The sequence below is a fragment of the Kribbella catacumbae DSM 19601 genome, from assembly GCF_000372465.1.
GTDB classification, from domain to species: domain Bacteria; phylum Actinomycetota; class Actinomycetes; order Propionibacteriales; family Kribbellaceae; genus Kribbella; species Kribbella catacumbae.
In genome coordinates, this window is sequence record NZ_AQUZ01000023.1 from 74,164 (window position 1) to 94,210 (window position 20,047).

Here is a 20,047-nt window from a genome sequence, read left to right on the forward strand (position 1 = left end):
TGAATCAGGGGATCAGAACGACCTTGCCGGCGGCTGAGCCGGATTCGGCGTACCGGACGGCGTCGGCGACGTCGGACAGCGGAAAGGCACGGGCGATGCGGGCGGTGATCTCGCCGGCGGCGAGCTGGTCGAAGACGGCTTCGAGGTCCGTCCGCAGTTCGGCGCGATGACGCTCGAGACGCTTCCGGCCGGACCACAGGTTGAAGAACGTGGCGGACCGGCCGTTGGGCATCAGGTTCCAGAGCACCAACCGGCCGATCAGCGCGAGGACGGGGAGTTTGGCGTTGCCCTGCTGGTCGCGGGTGGCCGCGGTGCCGTACGAGATGAGGACACCGCCACGATCCAGCATCGACCAGGACCGGCGAATGCCGGGGCCGCCGACGTGATCGAAGACCGCCTTCACGCCGTTCGGGGCGAGCGCTGCGACCGCGGCGGCTGTGTCTTCCTCCCGATCGACCGGGATCGCGCCGAGTTCCCGCAGATACGGGAAGTGGCGCTTGGACGCGACTCCGATGACCTGGGCCCCGGCGTGCCGGGCGAGCTGAACCAGGAGCGATCCGACACCGCCATTGGCACCCAGTACGACGACCGTGTCGCCACGGCCGACGCCGGCGATCGCGAGCATCCGCCGGGCGGTGACGCCGTTGACGATCACCGCTTCGACCTCCTCGGCGCCCACGCCGTCCGGCACACGAGCGAGGTCGGCAGTGTCGAGTACCAGCCGGTCTGCCCAGCCGCCGGTCTTGGTGACCGCGGCGACTCGCTGCCCCACGGTGAACCCGGACTCGGTCTCACCTATGGCTTCGACCACTCCGACGACGTCGTACCCAGGCACGAACGGGAACGGCGGCTGGTCGTAGTACTTGCCGCGGCGCATCTGCTGCTCGGCGAACGAGACTCCGGTCGCCTCCATCCGGACCAATGCCTGCCCGGGCGCGACCCGCGGGGTCTCCCGCCGTCGCAGCTGCAGCCCATCCGGTTCGACGATCCCCGGCAGCTCCACCTCGGTGATCATGCGGCCTCCCTGCCTCGAGTTCCTGTGTCGTGCTGACGAGGTAGACGATGCCGTGGGGACCGTGTCGGCCGCGTCGGCGAGAACTACGTAGATCGCGTACCTACGCAGCCGCACTACCATTGCGGCGCAGAGACTTCGATGACCCAGGAGAACCAGCTCAATGCAGTTCGTGGCGAGGCAGGCGGAGCTGCAGGTGATCGAGGGCCTCACCGACGGCGCGAACGACGGTCGCGGCGGGGCGGTCGTGCTGGTCGGCGAGGCGGGGATCGGCAAGTCGACGCTTGTCGACACCGTGGTTGAGGGGCTCGATGGGTGGCTGATCCTCCGGGCCGACGGCACTGAGTTCGAGCGGGACCTTCCGTACGCCGTACTGCACCAGCTCTGCGCGCCCGTCATCGAGGCGCGCGCCGGGCTGCCCGCCGTGCAGCAGCAGGCGCTCGGGTCGGTGTTCGGGCTCGCCGAAGGTACGACACCGAGCCCGCTGTTGGTCGGACTCGCCGTACTGGGTCTGCTGAACGAGCTCACCCGGCAGCAGCCCGTGTGTTGCGTCGTCGACGACATCCAGTGGATCGACGCGGGCACGCGGCAGGTGCTCACCTTCGTCGCGCGGCGCCTGTCCGCCGAGCGGATCGCGATGGTACTGGCCGGGCGCACCGGGGAGTCCGGGTTCCCCGATCTCCCACAGCTGCCGCTCGCCGGGCTGGACGAGAAGGACGCCCAGGCGCTGTTGCGTTCGACCGGGCGCGCTGGTCTCGACGCCGACGTGCTGGATCGGGTCCTGGCCGAGGCGCGCGGCAATCTGTTGGCTCTGCTGGAGTTCGGGCACGAGGCGCTGCGCCTTCCTACCGGCCAGGATCGGCAGCGGGCCAATGTAGTCGAGGCGTTGGAGGACGAATTCACCTGGCGGGTACGGCGGTTGCCCGGGGCAACACAGACGCTCCTGGCGCTGGCGGCGGCCGAGCCGGTCGGCGATCTCGGTCTGCTGCGCCGCGCGGCCAAGCGACTCGAGCTGAACCTGACCGCACTCTCAGACGCCGAGGACGACGGCTTGGTGGTCCTCGGACCTCGGCTGCGTTTCCGTCATCCACTGGTGCGTTCGGCGGCGTACCAGTCCGCCACTCCCGGCACGCGCCGACGTCTGCACGCCGCGCTGGCCGACGCGACCGACGCCGAGATCGATCCCGACCGCCGTTCCTGGCACCGTGCCCACGCGGTCATCGACACCGACGAAGACGTTGCCGCGGAGCTGACCAGAGCGGCGGAGCGGACCCAGTTGCGCGGTGATCTCGCTTCTGCCTCGGCGTTCCTGGAACGTGCGGCCCGGTTGACTCCCGAGTCGACCCGTCAGGCCGGGCGGCTGCTTTCCGCAGCCCGGTTGCGGCTCAAGCTCGGCGCGTTCGCCGACGTACGCCAGCTGGTCATGCAGGCCGAGCGTCGCCCGCTCGGACCTGAGCAGCGAGCCGACGCGCAGCTGCAGCTTGCCCTGGTCGACTTCTACGTCACCCGCAGCGCCGATGCCATTGCCGCGCTCGTCGGCGCCGCGGCCGACCTCGGACCCGACGAGGCCACAGAGACCTACATCGAAGCCTTCTCTACCTCGATGTTCATCGACCGGCTGCCAGGCCGTCTGCGGCAACTCGGCGTACGCATTCGAGAGCAAGTGCCACCGCGCTCGTCGGCGCCGCGACCCCCTGATCTGCTGCTGGACGCGCTCCTGGACCAGGCCATGCTTTCGGTCGAGGAGGCAGTACCCGCGATGCTCCGCGCGGTGGACGCGTTCCGTCGGCCGGAGACCGTGAGCCCGTGGTGGATGGAGCTCGCCTGCCTGATGGCGCTCGACCTGCGCGATGCCGAGGCGACCGCCGAGATCTCCACCCTGCAGGTCGAACTGGCGCGCCGGCAGTCGGCGCTCGCCGTACTCCCCCAGGCACTGCGGTTCTACGCGATCGGCAAGACGCTCTTCGGCCGGTTCGACGACGCGGATGCGAGTCTGGCCGAGGCAAGCGCGGTCGACGAGGCGGCCGGTACCGTCAACCTCGCCTTCGCTGAGCTCATCCTCGCCGCCTGGCGCGGCAATGCCGAGCAGGTCGACGAGTTGCGGGCCTCCCTGCGCGATCGCGTCGGCCGCGACGAGGTCGTCGCGGAGCTGTACGCCACAGCGGTCCTGCGCAACGGACTCGGCGACTACGCCGCGGCTCTCGAGGCCGGACTCGCCGCCCAGCAGGAACTACAGCGCGGCTCGTACGTCGTCTGGCCCCTGGACGCCGAACTCGTCGAGGCCGCCGCCCGCGCCGGGCGCCCCGATGACGCCGCACCGGCGCTGGCGCGGCTCGACGCGTTGGCCCGCACCAGCCCCACCCCGTGGGCCGTCGCCACACACCGGCTCGCGCAGGCGCTCGTCGATCCAGGGTCGGCGAGCACGGAAAGCTACTACCGAGAGGCCGTCGACCTGCTAGGCCAGACAGAGGTCCGCGTATGCCACGCCCGCGCGCGTCTGGCGTACGGCGAATGGCTGCGCCGCGAAGGCCGTCGCGCCGAGGCCCGCGTCGAACTCCAGGCGGCGCACGAGTCCCTGTCCACGATCGGCGCAGCCGGTTTCGCCGAACGTGCCGCCCGTGAGTTGTCCGCCACCGGCCAGCGTCCGCGCCGCGACGGCACCCGCCCACTGGACAGCCTCACCCCGCAAGAACGGCTGATCGCGACAATGGTCGCCGGCGGTTCGACCTCCAAGGAAGTGGCCGCAACGCTCTTTCTCAGCCCCCGCACGATCGACACCCACCTGCGCAACATCTTCCGCAAACTCGACATCACGTCCCGTAGGCAGCTCCGCGACCTCACCTGAGGACGGCAGGTTCAGGTTGTGAGGTCGCGGGCGCAGCGGAAGCCGAGGTTCCCGGCGGAAGAGTTGGGGGTGTTGCTGGATCTGGCGGCGACCCGATAGCGGTGGCAGTACGAGGCGTGACACAGGTAGGAGCCACCTCGCATCGCCCGTGCTTGGCCGAACGGGGCGCCTAGCGGGTTCTCAGCTGGGGATCGCTTGTAGTAGTACGGCGAGAACCAGTCGTTGCACCATTCCCAGACGTTGCCGGCCAGGTTCCAGAGGCCATAGTCATTCGGCTCGAAACTCCGGGCTGGTGCGGTGGTCAGGTGACCGTCCTCGAGGGTGTTGGTGGTAGGGAAGTGGCCCTGCCAGATGTTGCAGCGGTGCTCGCCGTTCGGGACGAGGTCGTCACCCCAGACGAACCGTCGGCCGTGGTGTCCGCCGCGGGCGGCGTACTCCCATTCGGCCTCGGTGAGCAGGCGTTTGCCCGCCCAGCGGCAGTACGCCTGCGCGTCGTCGTACGAGACGTGGACAACGGGGTGGTCGAGCCGGCCGGTCAGATCGGAACGAGGACCCTCGGGGTGGTTCCAGTCCGCACCCCGGACGGCGAGCCACCAGGGGGCCCCGGTCGCCTGTCCCAGAACGTCCTTCTCAGCGGCCGCCACGACCAGGTGGAAGACCGCGGACGATCCGTACCGCTCGGCGTCCGTGGTGTGGCCGGTGGCCGCGACGAACGCCGCGAACTCCGTGTTGGTGACCGCGGTCGGGTCGACCGCGAACGGAGCCAACCGCACCGGGTGCGTCGGCGTCTCGCCATCGGTGGGGTACCCCTCGCCGAACGGGTCTCCCATGGAGAACTCGCCGCCCGCCAAAGGAATCGGTGTCTGGATGACGTGCGGGTCGGCCCGCGCTGTGGTCGACCGAGTCACCGCAGGCGCGTCGATCGGTGGACGGGCCGGCGCGCAGCAGGTCGGCTGCGCGCCGGGCCGGGACGGGTTCATTGCAGGGTCTCCAGGTCGGTCGAGACGCGGTGTGCCAGGACAGCACCATGGCCGACGGTCAGGTGTCGATGCGGATGAGGTTGCGGTCGCGCAGAGTGTAGAGGCGGCCGCGTTCGTCGGCGGTCAGGGGATGATGGCCTGAGTCTCGAGGTCGATCACGCAGAATCCGCCGTTGCGCCGGAAGCGCCGCGCTGGCCGGGTTGTAGCCGTACAGCCCCAGGCCGCTGTACTGCGCCATGTAGAGCATCCCCTTCGCCAGGTGGGCGTCCTTCGCCTCCCCGGGAACGGCCAGGTTGAGGACGGCGCCGGTACCCAACGAGTGCCGGGCCGGCACACCGTTCGCCGCGACGTACACGAAACCCCCACCGACGGTGATGCTCATCCCGAGCTGTGGCTGCGCCGGCGCACCGGCCTCGATCAGGTCGGTCGTGCTCGCCGTCCGGGACGCGACGTCGACGTGCGCGACGAAGCCGTACGCCGATACCACCTGCAGCTTGTCCTCGAACCACCCCATTCCCCACACCTCGCCGAAGTCCGGGCCGGCGACCTCGAGCTTGGTCAGCAGCTTGGTGGTCAGTGAGAGCACCCGGACATCGTTGGCGCCGGCAACGAAGTACAGGTCGTCACCGTGCACCAGCATCGCCTTGGTGGTGACGCCTGGGTTCTCCACCACCGTGGAGGTGGCCGGGTTGCCGAGGTCCATGATCGCGATGTGGGACGGGCCCGACCCGCCGGCTGTCGCCGCGGGCTCCGGACTGCCGAGGCTGGTGATGGCGTCGGTCGCCGGGTCGTACTGCCACAGCGCGGGCGGTTCTTCCTTCCCGCCGAAGTAGGCGACCCCGTCCGGAGCCACGCTTACTGTCCACAGCGTCACGTTGCCCGCCCGGCCGAGGACCTCGGCCGGCTCCTGCGGAGCGTCGAGCTTCCAGCGATAGACCGTGCCGGCCTTGGCGGCAGGGTTCTCGATGGCGAAGTACAGGTACTGCGAGTCCGCGTCGATCCCCTGGATCGACCGCCCGTCCGGGATCTCCGCCAGGGCGGTCACCTTCCGGGTGGGCAGGTGGAAGGCCGCCACGTAGGTCGGCTCCAGGTTGCGCGAGCCGATGTAGATCGTGTCGCCGACCTGGACCGCGCTCTTGGACCCGAACTGGATCACCCCTGGTCCGAGGTCGGTGACGACGGGCGGGCAGTCGGCGACGTGCGCCGTCGGGGTCAGTAGAGGACCTGCTGCGGTGGCGAGGCCGCTCGCCACAGTCAGCTGGAGCAGCCGGCGGCGGTTCAGCAGGTGCTTGTCAGTCATGGGTACGCTCTCTGGATTGCTTGTCCCCACTGGTGCCCCGCGAGTTGTTCAGGTCGAGGATGCGGAGCTGATCGTGGTAAATCACCCGGGTCGGCACGTCGCCGCCCTCAAGGGTTTGTCCGGGGCGGTAGAGACCCCATTTGAGGTATCCGTGGTCGGTCGGATTCGCGGGATGCCAGGTCTGTACCTGCGTGTACTCCAGCGCGAACTGGTGGCTCGACTGCCCGGGCAGCTTGGTCCGGACCCGGTAGTAGCCGGTCGCGTCCTCGGTCCAGCGCACGTCGATCTGAAAGTGCATCCACTGGTCGAGGTAGGACCGGAAGTCCTGGACCACGTTGGCCTGGAGCCCGAGGGTAGGTGACCTGAACGCGATCGAATTGCGCTTGGTCATCAGGTAGAACGACGGATAGTTGCTTCCCGAGCTGCCGCCGGCGTGCTTGCCTGGAAGATGATGTCGCCTTTGTCCGACTCGCATCAGGGTTCTCTCCTTCGATCGCTGAATCCCCGTGCTGACGAACTGACCTGGCACTAACGGCGTTCCGGGATCACCGGGGTGCCGCGGGTCTTGCTGCGGTGAGCAGCCTCGACGATCGCGACGGTTTCGAACACCTCGGCCGCCGGAACGTTTGGGCGGCCGGTCAGGCACGCCTCGACTATCGACTCGAGCAGGCCGGTGAGCATGGCGGGACCCGCTTCGATGGTGAAGTCGCGGGTGCCCCCGGGATAGCTGATCCGCCCGGTGGTGACGGCCGACCACTCCTGTTCTCCATCCAGGCTGGCTGTCCGGCCGTCGTGCCAGGTCAGGACGATCGGTCGCCTGGTGGCGTCGACGAGCACGCACCCCGGGCCGAGAGTTGCTACCGCGAGCTCGACCAGATGGACGCCGTACCAGGCCAGGCCCGGATGGCCTGGCTGGATGGGCAGGGGACCGACCAGGTCGATGCCATCGGCCGGGTGATCGCCTAAGGCAACGCAGTAGGCGTCGGCGAACCGTTTGGGGGAGCCCGCCAGCGTCAGGCATCCGTACGCGCTCGCTGTCGCGAGCATCGTCCGCGCGTCGCCGGTGGTGAGCGCGAAGCGGGTGTCGACGTAGACCGGTTTGCCGTACCGCGCGATCCGGTCGAAGTACCCGGGATGGGTGCGAGCGTCGCTGGCGACGATCAGGAGCGCGTCGCAGTGCTCGGCCACCTCCTCCGCGGTGGGGCGGAAGTCGACGCCGAGGCCGGCAACCTCCTCGCTGAGGGCATCGATGCGGTCGCGCGAGGGTGGGAAGTCGGCGGCCGGTTCTCCTTTCCAGGCGCTCACGATGGTGCCGCCCCGCACCGTGCCGGTCAGGCCGTCGCCGAGCAGGCGGGTGAAGGTGGGGGCATGGGACGAGTCGACGCCGATCAGGCCGAAGCGCAGCGGCCGGCTGCTGGTGGCCGTCATCCTTTGACGCCCCCGGCCGTGATCCCGGCGACGATCTGCCGCTGGAGGATGGCGAAGATGACCAGACAGGGGATGAAGCTGACCATGGTGGCGGCCATGACGTTGGCCGTCGAGACGGTCTCGGTGTTCAGGGTGGCCAGGCCCACCGTGAGGGTCCGGGCCTGGTCGGACTGTCCGACGACCAGTGGCCACAGCAGGTCGTTCCAGTGCCAGAGGAAGACGAAGATCGCCAACGTCGCCAGGACGGGCCGGATGAGGGGCAGGACGATCGCCACGAAGGTGCGCCACTCACCCGCGCCGTCGAGACGGGCGGCCTCGAAGTAGTCGTCCGGAAGTTCCCGGATGAACTGCCGGATCAGGAAGACCGCCTGCGCGTTCGCCAAGGTCGGCAGGATCATGCCCCAGAGCGTGTTCACCCCACCCAGGCGGGCGACCAGGATGAAGGTAGGGATGAGCGTGGCCTGCAGCGGCACCATCAGGGTGGCGATGATGGCCCAGAGCAACGCGTTGCGACCCGGGAACCGCTTGCGGGCAAGAGCGTAGGCGGCCATGGACGCGGTGAGCAGTACCACGATCACCGAAACGGTCGAGTAGACGAACGAGTTGAAGAGCCAGAGCGGGAACTCTCCGATCGTGAAGACCCGCACGATGTTGTCGAGGGTCAGCGAGTCCGGGAGGGCGTAGGGGATGGTCGGGGCGTCCGCGGGGGAGACGGCGAGGACGACGACGGCGAAGAGCGGAGCGACCGTGAACAGCGAGATGACGCCCAGCACGACGGTCAGGACCCGTTGCCGGCGGCGCTCCGGGCTGGGGCGGCGGACGGTGCCGGCGGTGGTGGGCGCGGTGGTCATCAGGTCTCGTTCCGCTCGACGAGACGCTGCTGCCCCAGCGACAGCACGAGAACGATGAAGAACAGCACGACACCGATGGCGGCGGCGTAGCCGAAGTCGAAGAACTTGAATCCCTCGTCGTAGAGGAAGTAGATGAGACTGTGGCTGGCCCGGTTGGGTCCGCCTCCGGTCATCACGTAGATGGTGTCGAACACCTGGAAGCCCACGATGGTCTCGATCACCAGGACGAAGAAGGTGACCGGCTTGAGCAGCGGAAGAGTGACGTGCCAGAACGCCTTCCACGGGCCCGCCCCGTCGATGCGGGCCGCCTCGTGTACCTCGGCCGGCTGTGACTTCAGCCCGGCGAGAAAGATGAGCATCGAGTAGCCGAAGCCCTTCCACACCGAGACCGCGGCCAGCGAGGCGAGGACGAGCAGCTGGTGCCCGGAGACGAACGGCACCTTGCCGGCGCCGATCCCGGCGAGGGCCGCGTTGACCGGGCCGTCGGTGGAGAAGATCCAGGTCCAGATGATGCCTGCCATCACGAACGAGCTCAGGTAGGGGATGAAGAGCAGCGACCGGAAGGCCCCGGCGTACCGGACGAGCTTGTCCAGCAGGACCGCGCCGGCCAGGGAGACGACGATGATGAGCGGGACGAAGATGAGGACGTAGGCGATCGTGACGCGCAGGCTCTGCCAGAAGTTCGGGTCCGTGGCGAGCCTGGTGTAGTTGTCGGCACCAAGGAAGGTCACGTCGCCGTTGAGCCGGTACTCGGTGAGGCTCATCGCGGCCGCGCCCGCGATCGGCAGGAACTTGAAAAGCCCGAAGATGACGAGTGTCGGCAGGACGAAGAGCAGCCCTGAGATCGCCTCTCGTCGCCGCTGCCTGCGGCGGTCCCGCTGATACGGCGCGGGGGAGTCAGCGGTCGCGTCGGTCTTGCCGGCGGCACTGCCCGAGCCTGATGACGGCCCGGGCAGTGCCCGATCAGCGCGGGGCGGAGCGCTCGACGATGCCACGAGCTTCCCTGGCTGCACGAGTCAAGGCCTCCTTGGGTGTGAGGTCGCCGCGCAAAGCGGCCTGGATATTGGGCGCCAACGCGCCCATCACCTGGCGGGCCGCAGGGGAGGGCTCGCCAGGATTGGCCGACTTGAGCGCCTCGGACATCGTGGCGAAGTCAGGCCCGTCACCCGGTATCCCGACGTCCGTCCGGGTCGGAAAATTGCCCGCAGCGGCGTTGAGCGCCTTCTGGTGCTCGGCGGAGGTCAGATACGACAGCACCTGGTAGGCCGCGTTCCGGTTCTCCTTCTTGTTGATCGAGGTGAGAGCGAGTAGACCGGGATTGCCGTACGTGGCCTGAACCGCGCCCTTGAGAGGCTGGCCGAGGGCGACGTTCTCCTTGCCCAGCGCGGCACGGAGCTGCTTGAGCTCAGGCAACGAGGTCGTGGCCCGCAGGCCGACCTTGCCGGCGGCGATGGGTGCTCCCTCGACCTTGGGACCGTCGGTCGCGACGTCGGGAGGCAGCCCGCCGAGCTTCTTGAGATCGACCAGGAACTGCAGCGCGGCCAGACCGGCGTCGGAGTCGAAGGCGATGTCCTTGCCGTCCTCGGTGAAGACGCGGCCACCTGCCTGCCACAGCAGCGGGTAGAACGACAGGTTGAGCGTCTGCTCCGGGCTGCCGGCGTAGTCCATCACCGCGATGCCCTTCTTCGCCAGCACCGGTGCGGCGGTCCGGACGTCGTCCCAGGTCTTCGGCAGCCCTAGACCGGCAGCCTTGAAGATCTTGGTGTTGTAGGCAGTGGTGTTGATGTTCTGGAACAGCGGGACGCCATACAGTTCGCCGTCGAACGTCGCGGCGTCGAGGGTCGCCGGGTAGAACGAGTCCTTCTGGTCCTTGACCGCCTCGTCGACCGGGAGCAGCCCGCGGACGTTGCGGTAGGTGGCGGCCTGGTCGGGGGTAACGAGGACGATGTCGGGCCCGGAGTTCGCGGCCAGAGCGGCGGAGATCTGTGCGTCGCGCTTGTCGAACGTCTGCAGTTCGATCGTCAGGTCGACCGACGGGTGGCTCTTCTCGAAGTCGGCCTCGGCCTCCGTCCAGAACTTCTTTCCGACGGCCCCGTCCTTGATCACGGGATACATCCACAGCGTCACGGTCGTGCGCCCGGAGTCGCCCCCGGTGGAGGCGCCGGGCCCGCAGCCGGTGAGGGCGGCGAGGGTGGCAGCGGTGGCCGCGGCGACGCACGGCAGGAGCTTGTTCATGCTGTTTCTCTTTCTGGTTCGCCGCCGCGTCGAGCGGCGTCCTCGAGCGTGCGGAGGGCGAATTGATGGCGTGGCAACTGCGGATCGGCCGTGCAGAGCGGGTCCTCGGTCTCGCGCATCCAGCCAAGTAGCTTCGCCGCCAGACGGGCGAAGACGTTGGCGCGGGCTGGGTCGGTGAAGAGGTTGTCGAGTTCGTGCGGGTCTTCGACGAGGTCGTAGAGCTCGAACGTCGGGCTGCTGGCGATCGTCGGCTGTCGCATGTCCACCGGCTGGCTGCGGGGCGCCCACGACTGGGTCGGATCCATCACCCGCGGGGCATTGCCGAAGTTCGCGATGAGCTTGTGCCTCGTCGAGCGGACGGAACGCCTCGGGTCGTAGTACGTGTGGTGGTTCTGCTGCCCGAAGGTGTACTTCGGGACCCCGCCGCCACCCTCGACCGCCGGCACCAGGCTCTTCCCGGCGGCATCGATCGGTACGGGTAGGCCGACGAGCTCGAACAGAGTGGGCAGTACGTCGAGGTGGCTGACCATGGAGTCGACCCGGCGGTTCGCCCACTCGACGCGTCCCGGTACGCGCACTATCAGTGAGACACCGAGACCGGCGTCGTACAGGGTGCACTTCGCCCGAGGCAACGCCAGACCATGGTCGGTGGTGAAGACGACGATCGTGTCGTCGTCCAGTCCCAGGCTCGCGAGATGGGCCAGGATCCGGCCGACTCCTTCGTCCAAGTGGCGCACCGCGCCCTGGAGTTCGGCGATCTCCGCCCGTGCGCCGGCGTCGTCGTGAAGGAATGCGGGGACCGTGTGCCCGAGGGAGCTGTCGGGCTCGATGCTGTGACCCAGGAACCCCATCACACCGGGCGGATCCTGGCTGGAGGGGGTTCGATGTGGCTCGTGGAAGCCGACCTGGAGATAGAAGGGGGCAGCCCCCGCAGCCGCTTGGTCCAACGCCTCGACGGTGCGCTGGACGACCACATCACGGTCACCTCCGGTGCGGACCCGGTCGAAGCCGAGGCGATCAGCCACCACGTTGTCGGGCAGGGCCCGGGACTCGTGGTGCACCCCGACGAGCTCGGTACGGTAGCCGCGGCTTTTCAGCCGGTGAGCGAGGTGAGCGGTCGGATTGCTCAGGTCCCACTCGAACGGCTGGTGGGTTAGACCGAGCACGCCGTTGGTCTGCGGATAGGTGCTGGTGAACAGCGACGCCCGAGCCGGGCTGCAGGTCGGTGCGGTGGAAAAGGCGGCATCGAACACCACCGACTCGGCAGCGAGGGCGTCAAGGGCCGGGGTGACCACGGTCGGCACGCCGTACGCGCCGAGAAATCGACCCAGGTCGTGGCAGTGCAGCAGCAGGATGTTTCTATTCATACCGGCTACCCCATCCTCTCGAAGTCCGCCCGGCTCACCGCGTGCTGCAGCGGTTCGCCGGCGAGGTAGCGGCGGATCTCGTCGACCACGATCCACCCCGCGCGCCACCGCGATTCCCTGGTCGCTCCAGCCAGGTGAGGTGTCAGCAAGACGTTGGGGAGGGAGCGCCAGCGATCCGCCTCGGGGAGCGGTTCGAGGTCGAACACGTCCAGCGCGGCGTCGATCCGGCCGCTGGCCACTGCCTCGAACATCGCGTCCATGTCCAGGATCGAGGACCGTGCGGTGTTCACGACGGCGGCACCGTCCGGGAGGGCGGCTATCTCGCCCGCGCCGATCATGCCCGCGGTTTCGGCGGTGGCCGGCGCGTGGACGGCGACGACGTCACTGGTCGCGAGCAACTGGGGCAACGTCACCGACAGGGAGGACAGCGGGTCGTCGGGCGACAGGTGCGGGTCGTACAGCTGGACCTCGGCGCCGAGCGCCTGGCACGCGGCAACGTAGCTCCGTCCGGTTCGCGATGCACCGATCACTCCGATCCGCGCCTGTCCCAGTTCTCTTGCCCGCTCGATCCGGCGTGCTTGCTGCCAGCCCTGGCCGGAGCGCAAGGCATGGTCGAGACGATGCGTGCGACGCAGCAAGGACAGGGTGAAGGTCAAGGAGAGCTCGGCGACGGCGGGCGCCATCGCGGCGCCGGCCTGGGAGACCGGGATGCCGGAGTTCCAGAACGCATCGCTGATCAGCGCCCGCAACGACGATGCGGAGTGCATCACGAACCGCAACTGCGGCGCCAGCGCGAGATGGGCGCCGTCGAGCCGGGGGAAGCCCCAGCCGGTGATCAGCACCTCCACGCCGTTCAACGCCTCCTGGAACGCTTCGGGCTTCAGGAGATCCACCGGCTCACGGCGTACGACGTCGCCGAGTTTCTCCAGGGCGTTTTGGGTGGCCGGCGGGAAGAAGGCATCCGTCTCGGCAGCAGGGACACAGACGAGCAGCCTGGACCGGGTGGAAGGAGGTGGCGCGTCGTGACGGTGGCTCATGGTCCGTCAACGTAGGTGGGTCCAAGTAGTTCTGTCAATGACAAAATAAAGTACGATGTGATCGTCCCGCCCCATCGACCTGGTAGAGGTTCATCTATGGCGACTGACTCCACAGGCCCCGCGACGCTGAAGTTGCGGCCCGGCAGCAAGGCGTTGATCCGGGAGATCAACGAGGCTCTCGTGCTGAACGTGGTGCGTGCGCGCGGTCCGGTGGCGCGGTCGACGATCGCGGCACAGACCGGCCTGAGTCCCGCAACGATCACCGGTATCTCCGCAAAACTGGTGGAGGCGGGGTTGCTCGTGGAGACCCAGACGCAGCGCGATACCGGAGGACGTCCCGCCCGCCTGCTGGACCTGGGTGACGACCGGGTGCTCGCTGCCGGTGTTCGGCTGTCGAGCAGCGAAGCCTCTGCGGTGCTCGTCAACCTGCGGGGCGAGGTGGTTGCCACCGGTCAAGCGCCGCTGGCCTCGACCTCTCCTGATCTGGCCGCCGAGGCGATCGTGCAGGCAGTCGACGCGGCGGCGGCCGGGCGGGCGTCGGCGACGCTACTCGGTGTCGGGGTCGCCATCTCCGGTGTAGTGGACCATGCCGAAGGGATTGTGCGGCACAGTGGGGCCCTTGGCTGGGAGACGGTGCCGTTCCAGGCCCAACTGGCTGAGATGCTCGACGCTCCGGTTGTGATCGACAGCTATGCGAACTCCCTGACGCTGGGCCTGTTGCTGTTCGATCGAAGCTTGGACGGTAGGGATCTCCTGGTGTTCAGCGTGGCGACCAGTCTTGGAGCCTCCGTTGTGGTGGGAGGACACATTCACCGCGGGTTCAATGGTTCAGCCGGCGGATTCGCGCACTCGCGCGTCGATGTCGGTGACGGCATGGCGCGACCATGCCACTGCGGCGCGACCGACTGTTTGGAGTGCTGGGGGAGCCGATGGGGAATCGAGCAGGAGCTGAAGCGTCGGAAGGTGAGCATTGCCGAGCTGGGCCGCGAGCCTGCTGACGAGGTGCTGGCAGCCGGAGCCCTGCAGCTGGGCAAGGCAATGGCCAACGCGGCCAAGATCTTCGGGCCTGAACAGGTCGTACTCGCGTTCGCCCCAGAGATGAACCTCCCGGGTCTCACCACCCGAACCGAGGGGGCTTTTCGTCGGCAGTACGATCCGCATTACACCGCTGCGCCACACATCGAGGTGACCGTCGCAGCGCCTTCGGCCCTGGCAAGCGGCGCGGCTTACGTCCTACTTGCGCAGCTGTTCACCGCGAACCTGTCAGGGCAACATTCGAACGGCGCCGCCAGCCGACGATGACCTGACAACCAGTACGTCGTCGGTGGCGACGGCGCGCCTGCTGCCGCCAAGCCGGCCTTGCGCCTCTCCTAGAGGAGTGCCAGCTTGTGCAGGAGGCGAGTGTGACTGTCGTGGGAGACCTGGCTTGCTCCGTCACTGCTCCGTGGGACGTTGGCAAAGGATGATCAGGGTTGGGAACGGATGGGTACAAACCGCAGGTCAGAGGGCAAATCGGCGGTGATGGCCGACCTGTCCTCTGTTGTACCGGGAAGTCCTCGACATCTTGGAAGGCCCCAACAAATCCAGCAACTAATCATCGCCCGCAAACTCCTCGGCAAAACCTCAGCCGACCTCAAGTAACCAAAGAAACCCCGCGCTGCCTCGCCGCTCGCTCCTCCGCCGCTCACCACTCGACGCTCCCACCCACCCGGTGATGCGCTCCTCCGTCGCGCGAACCGAGAGTAGGCGCCCACCCTGCCAGGACCGATGCCTCGCGACCGACCCTGCAATTGCGACCTGCCCCTGGCGCGGAGGGCAGTTCCCGTGACCGACCGCGCCCGCTGCATTCCGTCCCTGCTACGTCAGCGAGCGAGAGCAAGCCGCTCCAGCCGACGATCCACCGCCGGCCCGACCCGGTCGTAGGACGACGGGAGCATCTGCACCACAAGTTCGTAAAGACGAGCGCGGTGCGGTTTGCTCTCCGAGCAGACAAAGAGCAAAGCGTGGTCCTCGACTTCGGGCCCGAAACCCGCCTCCCCCGGGAGCGAGCAGACGTCGTACCGAACTGCCAACGCAGGCGCACCCCCAACCGCAGTACCTGCAGCGGAACGGCGGGTCAACATGATCAGCTTGCGGTCGCGGGCGGCGATTCGGTCAAAGGCGGTATCGCCGCGCCGTCCGCGATCAGTTCTCTCAGCCATGACCGCCGTGGTGCGCCTGGCCAGTAGTGGCGGACGGCGTCGTAGTACTGCGGGCTGCGGTGTTGATGGTGAACTCGGCCGTCCGGACTTTCCCGTTGTGCTTGAAGTTCAGGTGCGCCTGCGGGGTGCACGTGCAGGTAGGCGAGGTCGCCGTCGCGTAGCGCGACCAGCCCTTCCTCAAAGTGCACCTTGCATCGGATGGCAGGCCCGGCACCGGAAAGCTTGACCGACATCACTAGTTCGAACCACACACTGTCCCGGATAGGTCAGTGTGCTTGTGCGTGTGGCTCGATGTGGTGCCTTCGAGCGAGAAGGACGGCGGCGACGACGAGGTAGGCCAGGATGGCAGCGGCGACTCCGATGTAGGGATCCTGGTCGACGAGGACGACGGTGCCGCTGAGGATCGAGAAGTCGAAGAGGCCGTGCAGGATCGAGTTGACGGCATTGGTGCGGGCGACCCGGCGGGTCAGGTAGAAGAAGTAGCCGGCGCAGCTGACCGCGAAGGCCTGCGGGATGGCTTGTGCGCCGTGGGTGAGGGCGTTGGACAGGTGCACCGCGCCGAAGATGGCGCTGGACCAGAGCGCGACTTTGCCTTCGGTCAAGCCATGGGACCGGAGCGTGGTGACGCCGATGCCGCGGAACATGCCTTCCTCGCCCCAGCCAACGAACTGGGTGGCGATGAACAGCGCCATGACATACCCGGTGGCCAGGTCATGGTGTGGCTCGCCGGCGCGACACCGCGCGGCGACGTCTGCAGGTCCACAACGCGATCGCGGAACAGATCTCCGCCGGTGCCGAGATCACCGTGTCATCGGTCGCGCGTGCTGCCCGAGTACATCGAAGCGTCATCCACCGCCACCCAGACCTGCACGCCGCTGTCCTGGCCGCAGCCGCTTTCCCAGCAGAACCGGCCGCCAGCAACAGCGCAGTCAGCGTCGCATCTCTTCGCGCCGACCTGCTCAACACTCGCGCGCACAATACCCGGCTGCAGCAACACATCCGGACCCTGGAGACCGGCTGTCGGAAAGCCTTGGTGAGGCGGTCTTTCGCGACAGCGGCCTCGGCGCACCTGACGAGATCCGCAGCTTGCAGATCGCGCTCACAGACCGCGAGCAACAAACTCCTCGAGCTGCGCCCCACAACTCGAAGAACGCAGCGACAAACTCGCGGCGGCCCGCGCAGCCAACCGCGAACTCATGACCCGGCTCAACACCGGCGCCGGTCCACGCTAGCCACTTGAAGCCTCGGGAGTTCCTCACCGTTCCGGCCCGGCTCGCCAGCGGGCCCCTCCGACAATCCTTGGCCGCCAGATCACCTAAGTGCGTCCTGTTTGCTCATCTGTTCAGGGTGGATGCCCAGTCGGCGGCCGTTGCAGCATCGTAGGGTTGGGTGAATCCGCCGCATCCCATCCAGGCGATCGGCATGGCCAGCGGTTCACCGTGGGATTGGTTCTCGCCGGAGACCAACAACCTGGTGCCAGCCCGGTAGGTTAGATCGTTCTTCGGCCAATCGCCGCTACCGGGCATGATGACGGTGACACGCGCGCCAGCACCGCCTCGGAACCACTGGTTGACAACAAAGGTCGCCTCGGCGCGCCCAAACCGGGCGTCGGGTGGCTCGGCAACCGGGGTGATGCTTTCGACGGTGCCGTCGAAAGCGAACGTTCGGTGCGCGAGGTTGGTGAGGGTGTAGCTCTCGACGCAACTCGTGCTCTGCCCAGGGTTGAGGATTGTCTGCCGAGGTGTCGCACTCGCCGAACCTGGGAGCTGATCTGGTCCAGCGACCGGCGGCGGGGAGGTTTGGGCCACGACAACGACCACGGCTGCTGCGGCCGTCGACGCCGCGACCGCCAGAGCCGAGACGAGGCTGCGCCGACGCCGACGACGTGACCTCGGAGTGGCGACGACGGTTGCCGTTTCCTGGGTTACCGCCGCGCGCTGCACTGCGGCGCGGGCGCGCTCCAGCACCTGGGGATCCACAGACGTCACGTTGCCAGCAGCAACCAACTGCTCCCATCCGGGCACGGTGGACAGATCGTTTATCGGCTCGTCGTTCACGGTGGATCTCCCTCCCCGTCCAAACCTCTCTCACCTAATACTTGTTCGCTGCGAGTCAAGCGTTCGCGCATCCGTTCTCGCGCCCGGTGCAACCGCGAGCGAGCGGTACCCGCCGGGATGCCAACCACGCGTGCGGCTTCACTCGGAGTGAGCTCCTCCCAGGCCACGAGCAGGAGCAACTCCCGCTCGACCTGCGGCAGGGCGGCCAACGCCTCCTTGAGCGCCTGCCCGGAAGCGACAGCATCCAGGCGAGCATCGACTGCTGCCCAATCGGTGCTCGCCGGCTCGGGCAGGGCGACTCCAACGTGGCGGGCCGCTCGACGGTAATGGGCCAAGAGAACATGACGTGCGATGCCGAACAACCAACCCCTCACGCTGCCAAGCGCTGGATCGAAGCCACTGCGGCTAGTGAAGGCAGCCAGCCATACCTCTGAGAGCAACTCGTCAGCGGCATCTGGGGCACGCCGAACCAGGTATGCGTGAACCGCCGGCCCTAGGCGTTCCACCAGTGGCTCGAAAGCGGACGGCACACGGCGAGATAGCACCATCAGCTCCTCGTCGCGATCCATCTCCCTCACCGTCCGCGTCACACGTTTGCAGTCATCGCACAAAGTACTTGTCGGCAACACGATCCAGCGTTCGCGCTCACCGGATCTTGAGCAACCGGTGTCCCACGCCGCCCCAGTCGTCGCGGCAGCGAGCGAAGCACCAACGCGGAGCCGACCTGACGAATCCCTGTCCGAGCACCTCCCGCACCCCTACGTCCGCCAGAACCCGGCACCCGGGGCTGCACAAGCTGCTGAAGCCGCTCGTGCAGCGTTCCGGGCTGTTTCGACAACCTCGGCTGTTCCTAGGGGTGTCCTGGCGAGTAGCCTCCTCGGCCGTCCCCTCATCGGGGACAGCTTCAACGATTCCGACCCGAGCCTCCGATCGGGAGCCTACGAAATCACAATAGCTTCGGCCCCGGCGCCCTGAAGGGTTGCAGGCAACGGTCTGCTTCCGCCGGGGGGAACATTCCCTCCGCGAAACACATATTGATCAGCCTGCAGTTGATACACGCCGGCTTCGCCCGCGATCAGGTAGCGATTGGGTGAGGCATCGGTGGCGCCTGTACTCGGTACCACAAAAACAAGATACTCACCCCCGGACTCAAGAAGCCTTGATGTATTGACTCCAACAGTATCCGTATTACCGACCTGCCTCAGTTCGATGACTGGCCCACCGGCGAGTTCCCCCCAAACGACCTTATTGACCGTCGCGGTCGTGACCGTGACCGGGAGTCCATCGACCTCACTTGTCTTCCGTTCCCCGGCAGTGACCTTGACGATCGCGGAACTATCGGCCCGCAGGGCGGCGAAGGTCGAGTAGCTCTTTATGTAGTTCACTCGTATTTCACCTCGGACCGGATCCTCAGCCGCGGAAGCCGGTAGTATCTTAGAATTGCTGACTCCGGCCGCCACGAGGACGAGACCGATCCCTACCACTAGCGACACGGCGAGCAAACTCCGGATGTAACGCATCACTCCGACCGCCTCTCTCTTTGATTCGAATTCGTGCACGCTGCAGCTAGTACAGGAAGTTGATCCCGTTGATGTCGTCGGGCTGAGGAATCTGCCGCAGGCACGCAGTCCATCGCGTAGCTGTGTCTTCTTGCATGATTGGGACATTGACACAGCTGTTTGCGTCTACGTCACCCAACCCCAGAGCGTGGCCGACCTCGTGCACCATAAGCGACTTTCGCACAACACTTGCATAGCCATCGGTATACTGCCGATTCCACCAGGATACGGCCCCCGTAGTGTTGTAGCCGTTCTGGCAGGTCTTGAATGTGACGCCGTCGAAGGTGGTTGGACCGAAATTGCCGTCGGCGACAGAAATATTTGCCCCTGAGGAGACCTGCGTGAGCACAATGGCGGTCGGCGTGGCGTGCCACGCAGCGGTAGCGTTCGCGCCGGGCACGGCGTAACTGGACCGCGTGGTGGAATCCTTCCATTTCAGATTGCTGGTCGTGAACTTGCACTGTATGTCCACGAAGGCTGACGCTGATCCCACGGGGACCGTGAGCAAAGGCGCAACAAGCGCCAGTACGCCGGCGAGCCCCATCAAGGCACGTGACTGATTCATTTCCCACCCCTCCAACGATCGATAGACGCCACGAATGCGGCGCCAGGAATTGGGCCGGGGAAATCCCGTACTGCGATCGAAGAGCGAGCCCGCCCAACCGATCCCCCGAGCGACCCACGCCAGATCCCACTGCAGAGTGCCTGGATCGATCGCGGCGGCCTCGACGAGGGCTCCTATGCGACTGATCGCGCATCGGTCGCAACCCGGTGACGCTAACCAGCGCACCTGGCCAGTGGGCCCTCCCGACATTGGCCAGCGCCACGGACTTCCGCGGCCGCAGCTATCGATATCGCGCCGCATTTCCGGGTCCTTGCCGGGACAGCTTGCAACGCATCCGACGTGATTCTGATCACTTCCCCACCCCGCTGTCCACGCTAGGAGGTCTAGCCGGATTAGGAAGAGGTGGCAATCGTCTGTTACGCAGCCAGACGAAGCGACCCGACCATCGCTGGCAAGCCGCCGGTACAGATCCACCCCATCGAGCCATTCACGTCGCCGCTTGTTGGCGATCTGTCTGCGTAACGTTCGATCAGTGCGACCCTGCCAGCCCGGGCCAACCCCGCCAGTTGGCGCGTTGGATGCGGTCGAGGATCGACGCCGGCGAGGTCGA

The 20,047-nt window shown here is 67.2% G+C and carries 19 protein-coding genes; 2 read left to right on the forward strand and 17 right to left on the reverse strand.

Features of this window, described 5'->3' with window-relative positions:
• Nucleotides 1-4: 4 nt before the first annotated feature.
• A complete protein-coding gene (locus A3ES_RS0123310) occupies nucleotides 5-1,015 on the reverse strand; it encodes a medium chain dehydrogenase/reductase family protein (protein WP_020389257.1) in 1,011 nt (336 codons plus the stop codon).
• Nucleotides 1,016-1,175: 160 nt separating this feature from the next.
• Here A3ES_RS0123310 and A3ES_RS0123315 point away from each other — a divergent pair, with 160 nt between their 5' ends.
• Nucleotides 1,176-3,857, forward strand: coding sequence for an AAA family ATPase (locus A3ES_RS0123315; protein ID WP_020389258.1), 2,682 nt, complete (start codon nucleotides 1,176-1,178; stop codon nucleotides 3,855-3,857).
• Between the two features lie 11 nt (nucleotides 3,858-3,868).
• On the opposite strand, the gene A3ES_RS0123320 is transcribed toward A3ES_RS0123315, so the two are convergent.
• From A3ES_RS0123320 to A3ES_RS0123360, 9 genes are read right to left on the reverse strand one after another with little or no spacing between them, the layout of a single operon-like run.
• On the reverse strand, nucleotides 3,869-4,837 hold the full coding sequence (locus A3ES_RS0123320; protein WP_020389259.1) for a formylglycine-generating enzyme family protein: 969 nt from the start codon (nucleotides 4,835-4,837) through the stop codon (nucleotides 3,869-3,871).
• A 58-nt stretch (nucleotides 4,838-4,895) separates the two neighbouring features.
• The gene (locus tag A3ES_RS48100; RefSeq protein ID WP_020389260.1) at nucleotides 4,896-6,137 is read right to left on the reverse strand and encodes a hypothetical protein; all 1,242 of its coding nucleotides are present in this window, start codon (nucleotides 6,135-6,137) and stop codon (nucleotides 4,896-4,898) included.
• Nucleotides 6,130-6,612 carry a heparin lyase I family protein gene (locus A3ES_RS48105; RefSeq protein WP_020389261.1) on the reverse strand — a complete coding sequence of 161 codons (483 nt, stop codon included), beginning with the start codon at nucleotides 6,610-6,612 and terminating at the stop codon, nucleotides 6,130-6,132. The genes A3ES_RS48100 and A3ES_RS48105 overlap by 8 nt, the downstream gene beginning before the upstream one ends.
• A 53-nt stretch (nucleotides 6,613-6,665) precedes the next feature.
• Nucleotides 6,666-7,565 (reverse strand): Gfo/Idh/MocA family oxidoreductase, encoded by a 900-nt coding sequence (locus tag A3ES_RS0123335; RefSeq protein WP_020389262.1) that lies wholly within the window; start codon nucleotides 7,563-7,565, stop codon nucleotides 6,666-6,668.
• Nucleotides 7,562-8,416, reverse strand: coding sequence for a carbohydrate ABC transporter permease (locus A3ES_RS0123340; RefSeq protein ID WP_020389263.1), 855 nt, complete (start codon nucleotides 8,414-8,416; stop codon nucleotides 7,562-7,564). Before A3ES_RS0123340 ends, A3ES_RS0123335 begins: the two co-directional genes overlap by 4 nt.
• Nucleotides 8,416-9,411 (reverse strand): carbohydrate ABC transporter permease, encoded by a 996-nt coding sequence (locus tag A3ES_RS0123345; protein ID WP_020389264.1) that lies wholly within the window; start codon nucleotides 9,409-9,411, stop codon nucleotides 8,416-8,418. Before A3ES_RS0123345 ends, A3ES_RS0123340 begins: the two co-directional genes overlap by 1 nt.
• Nucleotides 9,380-10,651 carry an extracellular solute-binding protein gene (locus A3ES_RS0123350; RefSeq protein WP_020389265.1) on the reverse strand — a complete coding sequence of 424 codons (1,272 nt, stop codon included), beginning with the start codon at nucleotides 10,649-10,651 and terminating at the stop codon, nucleotides 9,380-9,382. The genes A3ES_RS0123345 and A3ES_RS0123350 overlap by 32 nt, the downstream gene beginning before the upstream one ends.
• Nucleotides 10,648-12,018 (reverse strand): sulfatase family protein, encoded by a 1,371-nt coding sequence (locus A3ES_RS0123355; RefSeq protein WP_020389266.1) that lies wholly within the window; start codon nucleotides 12,016-12,018, stop codon nucleotides 10,648-10,650. The genes A3ES_RS0123350 and A3ES_RS0123355 overlap by 4 nt, the downstream gene beginning before the upstream one ends.
• Before the next feature lie 5 nt (nucleotides 12,019-12,023).
• Nucleotides 12,024-13,055 carry a hydroxyacid dehydrogenase gene (locus A3ES_RS0123360; RefSeq protein ID WP_020389267.1) on the reverse strand — a complete coding sequence of 344 codons (1,032 nt, stop codon included), beginning with the start codon at nucleotides 13,053-13,055 and terminating at the stop codon, nucleotides 12,024-12,026.
• A 180-nt stretch (nucleotides 13,056-13,235) separates the two neighbouring features.
• On the opposite strand from A3ES_RS0123360, the gene A3ES_RS0123365 reads away from it, so the two are divergent.
• On the forward strand, nucleotides 13,236-14,357 hold the full coding sequence (locus A3ES_RS0123365) for an ROK family protein (RefSeq protein WP_202806565.1): 1,122 nt from the start codon (nucleotides 13,236-13,238) through the stop codon (nucleotides 14,355-14,357).
• Between the two features lie 560 nt (nucleotides 14,358-14,917).
• Here A3ES_RS0123365 and A3ES_RS54200 read toward each other — a convergent pair.
• From A3ES_RS54200 to A3ES_RS0123395, 7 genes are all read right to left on the reverse strand, one after another.
• The gene (locus A3ES_RS54200; RefSeq protein ID WP_157630698.1) at nucleotides 14,918-15,256 is read right to left on the reverse strand and encodes a hypothetical protein; all 339 of its coding nucleotides are present in this window, start codon (nucleotides 15,254-15,256) and stop codon (nucleotides 14,918-14,920) included.
• Nucleotides 15,249-15,437: a hypothetical protein gene (locus tag A3ES_RS55100; RefSeq protein WP_169501793.1), complete on the reverse strand. Its 189-nt coding sequence runs from the start codon at nucleotides 15,435-15,437 to the stop codon at nucleotides 15,249-15,251. The genes A3ES_RS54200 and A3ES_RS55100 overlap by 8 nt, the downstream gene beginning before the upstream one ends.
• 85 nt (nucleotides 15,438-15,522) lie before the next feature.
• A complete protein-coding gene (locus tag A3ES_RS48110) occupies nucleotides 15,523-15,948 on the reverse strand; it encodes a CPBP family intramembrane glutamic endopeptidase (RefSeq protein ID WP_020389270.1) in 426 nt (141 codons plus the stop codon).
• Between the two features lie 642 nt (nucleotides 15,949-16,590).
• Nucleotides 16,591-17,313 (reverse strand): hypothetical protein, encoded by a 723-nt coding sequence (locus A3ES_RS0123385; protein WP_020389272.1) that lies wholly within the window; start codon nucleotides 17,311-17,313, stop codon nucleotides 16,591-16,593.
• Nucleotides 17,310-17,882, reverse strand: a complete 573-nt coding sequence (locus A3ES_RS0123390) for a sigma-70 family RNA polymerase sigma factor (RefSeq protein ID WP_040455318.1) — start codon at nucleotides 17,880-17,882, stop codon at nucleotides 17,310-17,312. Before A3ES_RS0123390 ends, A3ES_RS0123385 begins: the two co-directional genes overlap by 4 nt.
• A 369-nt stretch (nucleotides 17,883-18,251) precedes the next feature.
• The gene (locus A3ES_RS54205) at nucleotides 18,252-18,698 is read right to left on the reverse strand and encodes a hypothetical protein (RefSeq protein ID WP_157630699.1); all 447 of its coding nucleotides are present in this window, start codon (nucleotides 18,696-18,698) and stop codon (nucleotides 18,252-18,254) included.
• Nucleotides 18,699-18,879: 181 nt separating this feature from the next.
• The gene (locus A3ES_RS0123395) at nucleotides 18,880-19,437 is read right to left on the reverse strand and encodes a M10 family metallopeptidase domain-containing protein (RefSeq protein WP_157630700.1); all 558 of its coding nucleotides are present in this window, start codon (nucleotides 19,435-19,437) and stop codon (nucleotides 18,880-18,882) included.
• Nucleotides 19,438-20,047 lie beyond the last annotated feature (610 nt).

Excerpts from the sequence above, each read along its gene's own strand:
- A3ES_RS0123310 (WP_020389257.1), bottom strand. The coding sequence starts at position 1,015 with ATGATCACCGAGGTGGAGCTGCCGGGGATCGTCGAACCGGATGGGCTG.
- A3ES_RS0123315 (WP_020389258.1), top strand. The coding sequence starts at position 1,176 with ATGCAGTTCGTGGCGAGGCAGGCGGAGCTGCAGGTGATCGAGGGCCTC.
- A3ES_RS0123320 (WP_020389259.1), bottom strand. The coding sequence starts at position 4,837 with ATGAACCCGTCCCGGCCCGGCGCGCAGCCGACCTGCTGCGCGCCGGCC.
- A3ES_RS48100 (WP_020389260.1), bottom strand. The coding sequence starts at position 6,137 with ATGACTGACAAGCACCTGCTGAACCGCCGCCGGCTGCTCCAGCTGACT.
- A3ES_RS48105 (WP_020389261.1), bottom strand. The coding sequence starts at position 6,612 with ATGCGAGTCGGACAAAGGCGACATCATCTTCCAGGCAAGCACGCCGGC.
- A3ES_RS0123335 (WP_020389262.1), bottom strand. The coding sequence starts at position 7,565 with ATGACGGCCACCAGCAGCCGGCCGCTGCGCTTCGGCCTGATCGGCGTC.
- A3ES_RS0123340 (WP_020389263.1), bottom strand. The coding sequence starts at position 8,416 with ATGACCACCGCGCCCACCACCGCCGGCACCGTCCGCCGCCCCAGCCCG.
- A3ES_RS0123350 (WP_020389265.1), bottom strand. The coding sequence starts at position 10,651 with ATGAACAAGCTCCTGCCGTGCGTCGCCGCGGCCACCGCTGCCACCCTC.
- A3ES_RS0123355 (WP_020389266.1), bottom strand. The coding sequence starts at position 12,018 with ATGAATAGAAACATCCTGCTGCTGCACTGCCACGACCTGGGTCGATTT.
- A3ES_RS0123360 (WP_020389267.1), bottom strand. The coding sequence starts at position 13,055 with ATGAGCCACCGTCACGACGCGCCACCTCCTTCCACCCGGTCCAGGCTG.
- A3ES_RS54200 (WP_157630698.1), bottom strand. The coding sequence starts at position 15,256 with ATGGCTGAGAGAACTGATCGCGGACGGCGCGGCGATACCGCCTTTGAC.
- A3ES_RS48110 (WP_020389270.1), bottom strand. The coding sequence starts at position 15,948 with ATGGCGCTGTTCATCGCCACCCAGTTCGTTGGCTGGGGCGAGGAAGGC.
- A3ES_RS0123390 (WP_040455318.1), bottom strand. The coding sequence starts at position 17,882 with ATGGATCGCGACGAGGAGCTGATGGTGCTATCTCGCCGTGTGCCGTCC.
- A3ES_RS0123395 (WP_157630700.1), bottom strand. The coding sequence starts at position 19,437 with ATGAATCAGTCACGTGCCTTGATGGGGCTCGCCGGCGTACTGGCGCTT.